The sequence below is a fragment of the Kitasatospora sp. NPDC059571 genome, assembly GCF_042735675.1.
In the GTDB taxonomy this organism is placed as follows: domain Bacteria; phylum Actinomycetota; class Actinomycetes; order Streptomycetales; family Streptomycetaceae; genus Kitasatospora.
The window spans coordinates 1-9,165 of the sequence record NZ_JBHWBW010000319.1 but is presented as its reverse complement, the minus strand read 5'-3'; the positions used below and the strand labels follow the sequence as shown (position 1 = coordinate 9,165).

7 protein-coding genes are annotated in these 9,165 nt (G+C 74.8%); 1 reads left to right on the top strand and 6 read right to left on the bottom strand.

Going from position 1 to position 9,165, the window contains the following annotated elements:
* The coding region (locus ACFV0G_RS27730; RefSeq protein WP_380553616.1) for a 2-oxo acid dehydrogenase subunit E2 at nt 1-1,015 on the top strand (1,015 nt) is incomplete at its 5' end.
* A gap of 39 nt (nt 1,016-1,054) precedes the next feature.
* Here ACFV0G_RS27730 and ACFV0G_RS27725 read toward each other — a convergent pair.
* The 6 genes from ACFV0G_RS27725 to ppsA form a co-directional block, all read right to left on the bottom strand.
* The gene (locus ACFV0G_RS27725; RefSeq protein ID WP_380553619.1) at nt 1,055-1,834 is read right to left on the bottom strand and encodes a cation-translocating P-type ATPase C-terminal domain-containing protein; all 780 of its coding nucleotides are present in this window, start codon (nt 1,832-1,834) and stop codon (nt 1,055-1,057) included.
* A gap of 5 nt (nt 1,835-1,839) precedes the next feature.
* Nucleotides 1,840-3,327: an HAD-IC family P-type ATPase gene (locus ACFV0G_RS27720; RefSeq protein WP_380553613.1), complete on the bottom strand. Its 1,488-nt coding sequence runs from the start codon at nt 3,325-3,327 to the stop codon at nt 1,840-1,842.
* Nucleotides 3,328-3,330: 3 nt separating this feature from the next.
* The gene (locus ACFV0G_RS27715) at nt 3,331-4,680 is read right to left on the bottom strand and encodes a nicotinate phosphoribosyltransferase (RefSeq protein WP_380553610.1); all 1,350 of its coding nucleotides are present in this window, start codon (nt 4,678-4,680) and stop codon (nt 3,331-3,333) included.
* A 66-nt stretch (nt 4,681-4,746) separates the two neighbouring features.
* A complete protein-coding gene (locus ACFV0G_RS27710) occupies nt 4,747-4,998 on the bottom strand; it encodes a DUF1918 domain-containing protein (RefSeq protein ID WP_380553607.1) in 252 nt (83 codons plus the stop codon).
* A gap of 171 nt (nt 4,999-5,169) precedes the next feature.
* Nucleotides 5,170-6,606, bottom strand: coding sequence for an MBL fold metallo-hydrolase RNA specificity domain-containing protein (locus ACFV0G_RS27705; RefSeq protein WP_380553604.1), 1,437 nt, complete (start codon nt 6,604-6,606; stop codon nt 5,170-5,172).
* Nucleotides 6,603-8,969, bottom strand: coding sequence for a phosphoenolpyruvate synthase (gene ppsA / locus ACFV0G_RS27700; RefSeq protein ID WP_380553601.1), 2,367 nt, complete (start codon nt 8,967-8,969; stop codon nt 6,603-6,605). Before ppsA ends, ACFV0G_RS27705 begins: the two co-directional genes overlap by 4 nt.
* Between the last annotated feature and the right edge of the window lie 196 nt (nt 8,970-9,165).

Below are 9,165 nucleotides of genomic sequence, written 5' to 3'. Positions count from 1 at the left end.
CCGCCACTGCGGCTCCGGGCGCAGTCGGGCTCTACGTGCGGCTGCGAGGCCCGCGGACGGCCGGGTGCGGGCGACCCCGCTGGCCCGGCGCACCGCCGCGGAGGCGGGCATCGATCTGGCCGGTGTACGGGGCACGGGTCACGACGGCACCGTCCGGGTCGCCGACGTCCGGGCCGCCGTCGAGGCTGCACCGCCGGCCCGGTCCGAGCCGCCGGACACCGGGCGGGCGGGCACACCCGACCGTTCGGCGGCGATGCGCCGGGCCGTCGGCGATCTGATGGCCCGCGCCAAGCGGGAGATCCCCCACTACTACCTCTCCACCACCGTCGACCTCTCCGCCGCCCTCGACTGGCTGCGCGAACGCAACCGCCGACTGCCTGTCACCGAACGGCTGGTGCCCGCCGCGCTCCTGCTCAAGGCGGCCGCTCTCGCCGCCCGGGAGGTGCCGCAGCTCAACGGCCACTGGACCGGCGACGGCTTCGCCCCCGCAGCGGCCGTCCACCTCGGGGTGGCCGTCGCGCTGCGCGGCGGCGGCCTCGTCGCCCCCGCCATCCACGACGCCGCCGACCTGCCGGTGGCCGACCTCATGGCGGCGCTGCGCGACGTCGTGGCCAGGGCACGGGGCGGGCGGCTGCGCGGCTCGGAGACGACCGATCCGACGATCACCGTGACCAACCTCGGGTACCAGGGCGTCGAAGCCGTCTTCGGCGTCATCTATCCGCCCCAGGTACCTGTCGGCCCTCGACCGGCTGCTGCAGAGACCGGAGGCGCTGTGAACCACGACCAGGCCCTCGCCCTCGTCCGCGAGGTGCTGACCGAGATCGTCCCGGACGCGGACTTCGCCGTCCTCGGACCGGACGAGAACTACCGGGACGCCCTGGAGCTCGATTCACTCGACTTCCTCACCCTCGTCGAGCGCCTCTCGGTCCGGGCCGACTGCCGGATCGACGAGGACGACTACCCGCGCCTCGGCACCCTCACCGGTACCGCGGATCTGCTCGCGGAGCGCACCTGACGAGGTGTCGGACGGCGTTCCGGGCCGTGGCCCGCGCCGTCAGCCCTCCCGGTGCCCGTGCGTGGCGGCGATCCGGTGGGCGAGCGCCACGATCTCGGCGGCGGCGTGCTCTCCGACCCCGAGGGCGTGGGACAGCCGGTGCGCGCTCCAGCCGTGGCGGGCGAGCAGAACCGCCAGCGGATGGTGCCCGCCCTCGTCGGACGCCACGGGGGCCGGCGCGGGGGCCACCGGCACCGCCCGGCCCGCGGGCGGTGCGGTGCGGCTCCGGACAACGGCCCGCCGTAGCTCGTCCGCGCCCCAGACGACGAACGGGAACGGCGCGACGGTCAGGAGCTGGGCGGGAGTGAGCGCGGCCGTCCCGAACACCCGGTGCAGGGCGGGCAGATAGACGATCGTTGCGGCGAAGGCGAGCGAGAAGCCGATTCCGCCGAGCAGCTCGCGGTTGCCGAACAGGCCGACCGACCGCAGGGACGCGCGGTCCGTGCGGGCGGCGAACGCGGTGCCGATCTGGCAGGCGACGATGCCCAGCCAGGCGACCGTGGTGGCCTGCTGGTACGCCAGGTGGAGCGGGGCGCCCGATCCGGTCGCGTCGCCCGGATGCCAGCCGCCGCGCAGCAGGGTCAGGAAGTACCCGCCCATCACCAGCAGGGCCGAGATCAGTCCGAGGAAGCCCCAGGCACGCGCCAGCATGGCGGGCCGGATCACGCGTTCGGACCGCGGGCGCGGCGGCCGGTCCATCAGCCCGGGCTCGGCACGCTCACGCCCGAGTGCCAGCGCGGGCAGGGTGTCGGTGCCGAGGTCGACGGCGAGGATCTGCATGACCGTCAGCGGCAGCGGGACCGCCCCGCCGGACAGGGCGAACACCAGGAAGGGAACGACCTCGGGGACGGCGTGCGTGAAGATGTAGACGATGAACTTGCGGATGTTGTCGTACGTCCGCCGGCCCTCCTCGACCGCGGCGACGATGGTGGCGAAGTTGTCGTCCGTGAGCACCATGGTGGCCGCCTCCCGGGCGACCTCGGTGCCCGACCTGCCCATCGCGACGCCGATGTCCGCGCGGCGCAGCGCGGGTGATCGAGGAGCGCGACCTCGGTCGGGTCGCCGTGCCCGGTCGCCGGATCGGCCGTGGTGCAGGCGGCGGCGGCCTCGGCGACTGCGAGCACGGCCGGGTCCGCCGGCGCCGCGGAACCGGTGTCCCGTTCCCCGCCGGTCGTCCACACGGCGGTCACCCGCATCCGGTTCTCGGTCAGCGTCCCGGTCTTGTCGGTGCACACCGCGGTGGTGGACCCCAGCGTCTCGACCGCGGAGAGGCGCTTGACCACGGCGCCGCGCCGGGCGAGGTCGCGGACCCCCGACGCCAGCTCCAGGGTGATCGTCGGCAGCAGGCCCTCCGGCACGTTCGCCACCAGCAGGCCGACGGCGAAGGTCACCGCCGCGGTCAGCGACAGCCCGGCCGCCAGGCCCATCGGCAGAAAGGCCAGCCCGACCCCGATCGCGATCGCGGCGATCAGCCGGGCCACCCGCTTGACCTGCTGCTCCAGCGGGCTCTCCTCGCGCCGGGTGCGCTGGCTCAGTGCGGCGATCCGACCGAGCTCGGTGTGCATCCCGGTGGCCGTCACCACCGCGGCGGCCTGCCCGCCGGTGCAGGCGCTGCCGGAGAACAGGAGGTCCGGCGCCGCCAGCAGCGGGCCCGTGGCGTCGGTGAGTTCGGCGGAGCGGACGACCGGGACGGATTCCCCGGTCAGGGCCGACAGGTCGACCTCCACACCGCCGGACAGCAGCCGGGCATCGGCCGACACCCGGTCGCCCTCCTCGACGACCAGCACGTCCCCGGGCACCAGGTCGGCCGCCGGCACCGCTCGGCGCCGGCCGGCCCGGACCACGTCCGCCTGATCGGGGAGGAAGTCGGCGAGCGCCTCCACGGCCCGTTCCGCCTGGCGTTCCTGCGCGAAGGCCAGCATGGCGTTCAGCGCGATCACCGCGGCGATCGCCACCGCCAGTGCGGGTGCGCCGCTGACGGCCGCCAGAACGGCGGCCAGCGCCAGCAGCACGGCGAGCGGGTGGGTGAACTGCTGCGCCAGCTCGCGCGGCCACCGCCGCCCGCCGCGCCGGCTGAGCGTGTTGGGTCCGTGAACCACCAGCCGCCGGGCCGCCTCTCGTTCGGTCAGACCGTCGGCCGAGGTCCGGAGGTCGCGGAAGATCAGGGACAGCGGTTCACGAGGATCGAGATCCGCCGCCGAACCGTCCGCGATCCCGTCCGCCGTACGGTCGGACCGGATCGCGGGCATCGGCCGGAGGTGGTCGTCCGGCATGGGTCAGTCCCGCCCGGCCGGGGCCGCCTGCGCCGAGCTGTCCTCCAGCCGGCGACGGACGTCAGCGGTGAGCCGGGCCAGCCGGGGGGAGACGGCCGCTGTCGGCGGCCGGGGGGAGTCGGTCCGGCGTGCGGCCGCGGGCAGCTCGGCGAGGTCGGCCGCGAAGGCCGCACGGGCGCGGGCGAGTGTCCGGGGCGGGCCGGTGCGGCGCCCGCCCGCCATGACCTGCTCCAGCAGCGCCTCGGCACCGGGCGGCGCCGGCTCCTCCCGCAGGGCCACGGTGTCCGCGCATCCCGGACCGCGGAAGACCTGCTTGGCCCCGGGCGCGGTCGCCTTGCCCGCGGACAGTTTCATCATCGGCCGGCCGTCGTAGTCCACCAGCTTGTAGGCGGCGTCCAGGTACGGCGCGTCCGCCGACACCCCGACCAGCGTGCCGACGGCGAACAGGTCGATCGGCGCCCCGGAGCGGACCAGGCCGCGGATCGTGTACTCGTCCAGGCCGCCGCTGGCGCTGATCCGCACGTGCGGCAGTCCCGCCCCGTCGAGGATCCTGCGGGCCGCGAACGCGAGCGCGCCGAGGTCCCCGCTGTCCAGCCGCACCGCGCAGCCCTCGTGCAGCCCGGACTCGGTCAGGACCCGGGCGGCCACGGCGACCCCGCGGACGGTGTCGTAGGTGTCGACGAGCAGGGTCACCGGACCGGGATGCGACCGGATGAACGCCCGGAAAGCGGCGGCCTCGTCGCCGAACGCCTCGATGTACGAGTGCGCCATCGTGCCGACCGCCGGCAGGCCGTACGCCCGGGCGGCGGCCACGTTGCTCGTCCCGGCGAAGCCGACCAGGGCGCCCAGCCGGGCCGCCTGCTCCGCGGCCTGCAGGCCGTGGGTGCGCCGCAGCGAGAAGTCCACCACCGGGCGGCCGGCCGCGGCCAGCACGCACCGCGCGGCCTTCGACGCCACGGCCGTCTGGTGGCACACCTGGTTGAGGACGAACGACTCGACGAGCTGCGCCTCCGGCAGGGGCGCGGTGACCTCCAGGAGCGGTTCACCGGCCAGGACGATCCGTCCCTCGGGCACCGCCCGGACCTCCCCGGTGAAGCCGAGACCGAGCAGCGGCTCCAGCTCCCGGACCGGCCGGTGCAGTGCGTCGGCGAACGCCGCCACGTCACCGGCGTCGACGCGGCACCGGGCCAGGTGATCCAGGACCGGCTCCAGGCCGGCCGCGACGAGGAATCCCCGGCCCGGCGGCAACCGCCTGACGAACAGGCTGAACGTCGCAGGGGCGGTCATCCCCTCCGCGAGATAGGAGTGGGCCATGGTGACCTCGTACAGGTCGGTGATCCGGGCATCCGACACGGTCTGCTCACTCCCTCTCCTCCGCCTCTCCTCCGCGCGGGACGCCCCCGGGCCGGGCCCCGGACGTCACTCGGCGAACAGGTGGAGCATCCGCCGCCCGTCCGGCGGCGTGCCGTCCTCCTCCGCGGGGTCCGGGTAGTGGTGGACCCGGGCGTCCGGGCCGGGGAAGAACTCCGACACCCGGCCGGTGTCGGACCAGCGCACGTCGTACGGCGGGCTGCCGTCGGCGTGGTGCAGCGCGACGATCTCGCCGTCGCGACGGTGGACCCCGGGGCGGGTGCCCTCGACGATGATCCGGTCTCCGAGTGACGCCTTCATGCCGTGCTCCCTGTCTCTCCGGGCCGGCGACGCGCCCCGGAGCGGCGGGCCCGTCGGCCTCCGAACCGTACGGAACTCGCCCGCCCCTCCATGACACCGCCGTACCGCCCGATCCCGCTGGGGGCGACCGCCCCTCGGCACAGGGCCGTTGGGGCCGTCGGACGCGGGACCTCAGCGGACGAGGACCCGCTCGCCCGGCCGTGGGACGACCGCCGTCCAGCCGAGTTCGCGGTCGAGTCTGGCGCGCAGCGCCTCGGAGCCCTCGGGCTCCCCGTGGACCAGGTACGTGGTGCCGGGCGGCGGGGCCGAGCGCAGCCAGTCGACGATCTCGGCGGCATCGGCGTGCGCGGAGAACGCCGGAACGTTCACGATCTCGGCCCGGACCGGCACGTAGGTGCCGTACATCTTCAGCGTGCGTGCGCCGTCGACCAGGTCGCGGGCCCGGGTGCCCTCGGCCGCGAAGCCCACGACGATCACGGTGTTGCGCGGGTCGGGCAGCAGCCGGCGCAGATGGTGGACGACCCGGCCGCCGGTGGCCATGCCGGAGGCGGAGACCAGGACGGACGGCACCGTGGAGTGCTCCAGGGCGAGGGACTCCTGCAGCGAGTGGATCGGCAGGAACGGCTCGGGGTCGAGCGCGGCCTCCCCCTCGGCCACGATGTCCGCGCGGAGCTCGGGGGAGCGGGCGGCGAGGGCCTCGCGGTAGATCTCCAGTGCGGCCAGCGCCATCGGGCTGTCCACGTGGACCGGTGCCCCGGCCGGCAGGCGGCCGGACCGGCGCAGGTTCCCGAGCTCGTGCAGGACCACCTCCGTGCGGTCGACGGCGAACGACGGGATGACGGCCGTGCCGCCGCGGGCCAGCGTCCGCTCGATCGCGCGGGCGAAGTACTCGCGGGCGGCCGTCTCCTCGTGCCGCCGGTTGCCGTACGTGGACTCCATCAGGAGCACGTCCGCGCCGCCGAACGGCTCCGGCGGCAGCAGCAGCGGGTGGACCGGGCGGCCCAGGTCACCGCTGACCGCGAGGGTGTGCCCGTCCTCCAGGGTGAGGTGGGCCCAGGCGGATCCCAGGATGTGGCCGGCCCGGTGCAGGTGCAGGACCGTCCCGGCGGTGATCTCCACGTCGGTGCCGAGGGGGACCGGGTCGAACATGCGGAGGGTGTTCTCGACGTCCTCGTCGTCGTAGAGCGGCTCGGCCGGCCGGTGTTTGGACCAGCCGTGCGTGTTCGCGTGGTCGGCCTCCTCGCGGAGGAGGTGGGCGCTGTCGCGCAGGATCAGCTCGGCCAGGCGGGCGGTGTTGGCGGTGGTCAGCACCGGGCCGCGGAAGCCGTCGCGGACGAGGCGGGGCAGGTAGCCGCAGTGGTCCAGGTGGGCGTGGGTGAGGACGACGGCCTGGATGTCGTGCGGGTCGACCGGCAGCGACCTGCGGTTGCGGCGCCGCAGTTCGGCCAGGCCCTGGAAGAGCCCGCAGTCGATCAGCAGCCGGGCGTGGTCGGTCTCGACCATGAACTTGCTGCCGGTGACGGTGCCGACACCGCCGAGGAAGGTGAGCAGCCCCGGGCGGGGCGTCGGCCCCGGGGCAGCGGGCTCTGCCGCGGTGGCGGACGTCATCGTCGCTCTCCCCGCTCGGCCGCGGCCACCTGCTGTTTGACCGCGGCGAAGCTGTCCGGGGTCACGGAGATCGAGTCGATGCCGGCCCGGACGAGGAAGCGCGCGAAGTCGGGATCGTTGCTGGGACGCTGGCCGCAGAGCCCGACGGGCCGACCGGCGGCGTGCGCGGCGGTGATGAGCCGTTCGACGGACCGGGTGACGGCGTGGTCGGTCTCGTCGAAGAGGTGCGCGAGCAGTGCGGAGTCCCGGTCCACCCCGAGGGTGAGCTGGGTGAGGTCGTTGCTCCCGATGGAGAACCCGTCGAAGCGGTCGGCGAACTCCTCGGCGAGGAGGATGTTCGACGGTATCTCGGCCATCACGTAAACCCGCAGGCCGTTGCCCCCGCGCGGGAGGCCGTTGGCGGCCATCTCGGCCAGCACCCGGTCACCCTCCTCGGGAGTGCGGCAGAAGGGGATCATCACCACGACGTTGGTCAGGCCGAAGTCCTCCCGGACGGCGCGCAGCGCGCGGCACTCGAGGGCGAAGCCCTCCCGGTAGCGCTCGTCGTAGTACCGGCTCGCGCCGCGCCAGCCGATCATGGGGTTGGCCTCGACCGGCTCGAAGGGCCCGCCCCCGATCAGCCGCGCGTACTCGTTGGTCTTGAAGTCGCTGGTCCGCACCACCACCGGATCGGGCCACCGGGAGGCGGCGATCCGGGCCAGGCCCCGGGCGAGCCGGTCGACGAAGTACTCCGTCCGGTCGGACCAGCCCTCGGTGGCGGCGTCCACCCGCCGGCGGTCCTCGGTGGTCAGCCGCTCCGGGTGGACGAGTGCCATCGGATGGACGCGCACCTGGTGGGCCACCATGAATTCCGTCCGGGTCAGTCCGACGCCGTCGGCCGGGAGCTGCCACCAGCGGAACGCGGCCTCGGGGTCGGCCAGGTTGAGCATGACCTTGGTCCGGGTGGGCGGGATGGAGCCGAGGTCGGTCTCGGTCTCCTCGAAGTCCACCCGGCCCTCGTACACGTGCCCGTCCGCGCCCTCGGCGCAGGAGACCGTCACCGCACTCCCCTCGGTGAGCAGCGCGGTCGCCCGGCCGGTGCCCACCACCGCCGGGACCCCGAGCTCGCGACTGACGATGGCGGCGTGCGAGGTACGCCCGCCGTGGTCGGTGACGATGGCCGACGCCCGCTTCATCAGCGGCTCCCAGTCGGGATCGGTGATCCCGGTCACGAGCACCGCCCCGGCGGGGAAGCGGTCGGCCTCGGCCGGACTGCCGAGCGCGCAGACCGGACCGGCCCCGATCGCCTCGCCGACGGAGATCCCGCTCACCAGGCGCCGGCCGCTGCCGGTGAGCCGGTAGCGGCGCAGGACGGTGCCGCGCCGGGACTGCACGGTCTCCGGCCGCGCCTGGACGAGGAAGATCTCGCCGGTACGGCCGTCCTTCGCCCATTCGAGGTCCATCGGGCAGCCGTAGTGGTGCTCGACGTCCACCGCCCATCCGGCGAGGAGGCGCACCTCCGCGTCGTCCAGGACCCGGGCGGACCGCTCCGCGGGCGAGGTGTCCACGGTCGCGGTCAGGCCCTCGGCGGCGTACACCGCCTTCCGGCGCTTGGCGCCGAGCTGCGCGCGGATGACGGGGTTCACCCCGGGTGCCTTCATGAGGGGCTTGAACACCACGTACTCGTCCGGGTCGACCTGGCCGCTGACCACCGTCTCGCCGAGCCCCCAGGCTGCGCTCACCACGACCGCGTCGGGGAAGCCGGTCTCCGGGTCGAGGGTGAACATCACCCCCGCCGAGCCGAGGTCCGAACGGACCATCAACTGCACGCCGACGGACAGCGCCACCGCAAGGTGGTCGAACTCCAGGCGCTCCCGGTAGTCGATGGCCCGATCGGTGAACAGCGACGCGAAGCAGCGCAGGCAGGCATCGAGGAGAGCGGGGACACCCCGGACGTTCAGGAACGTCTCCTGCTGGCCGGCGAAGCTCGCCTCCGGCAGGTCCTCGGCGGTCGCACTGCTGCGCACCGCGACGTCCGGATCATCGAGCCCGGCCTCGCGGGCGAGTCGTGCGTACGCCTGCGAGAGCTCCCGTTGCAGGGCCTGCGGCAGGGCCGTGCCGAGGATGTCGGCGCGGATCGCCGCCCCGACCTCCGCCAGTGCCGCGCCGCGGTGCAACCGGTCGATCCGCTCCGCGATCCGGGTGCGCAGGCCACCGGTGTCCAGCAGTTCCGCGTAGGCCTCCGCGGTGGTGGCGAAGCCGTCCGGGACGCGTATCCCGCCCGGACCCAGGCGGGAGATCAGTTCGCCGAGCGAGGCGTTCTTGCCGCCGACCAGGCCGATGTCCTCCCGGTCGAGGTCGGCCAGAGGGATGATCCGCCGCATGGCTTCCTCCCGAGCCGGGCCGCCGGGCGCGGCCCGCACCTCCACCAGCCTCGCGAGCGCGGGGCGACCGCACGAGAGGCACCGGACCCGCCCGTTCCCGTCCGGTCGGCGCCCGCAGGGGGGCCGAACGGCCCCATGGTGCGGCGCCGGGCCGGGCGGGGCGAGCGGCCGGCGCGGGGCGGCGCCGCGACGTGCC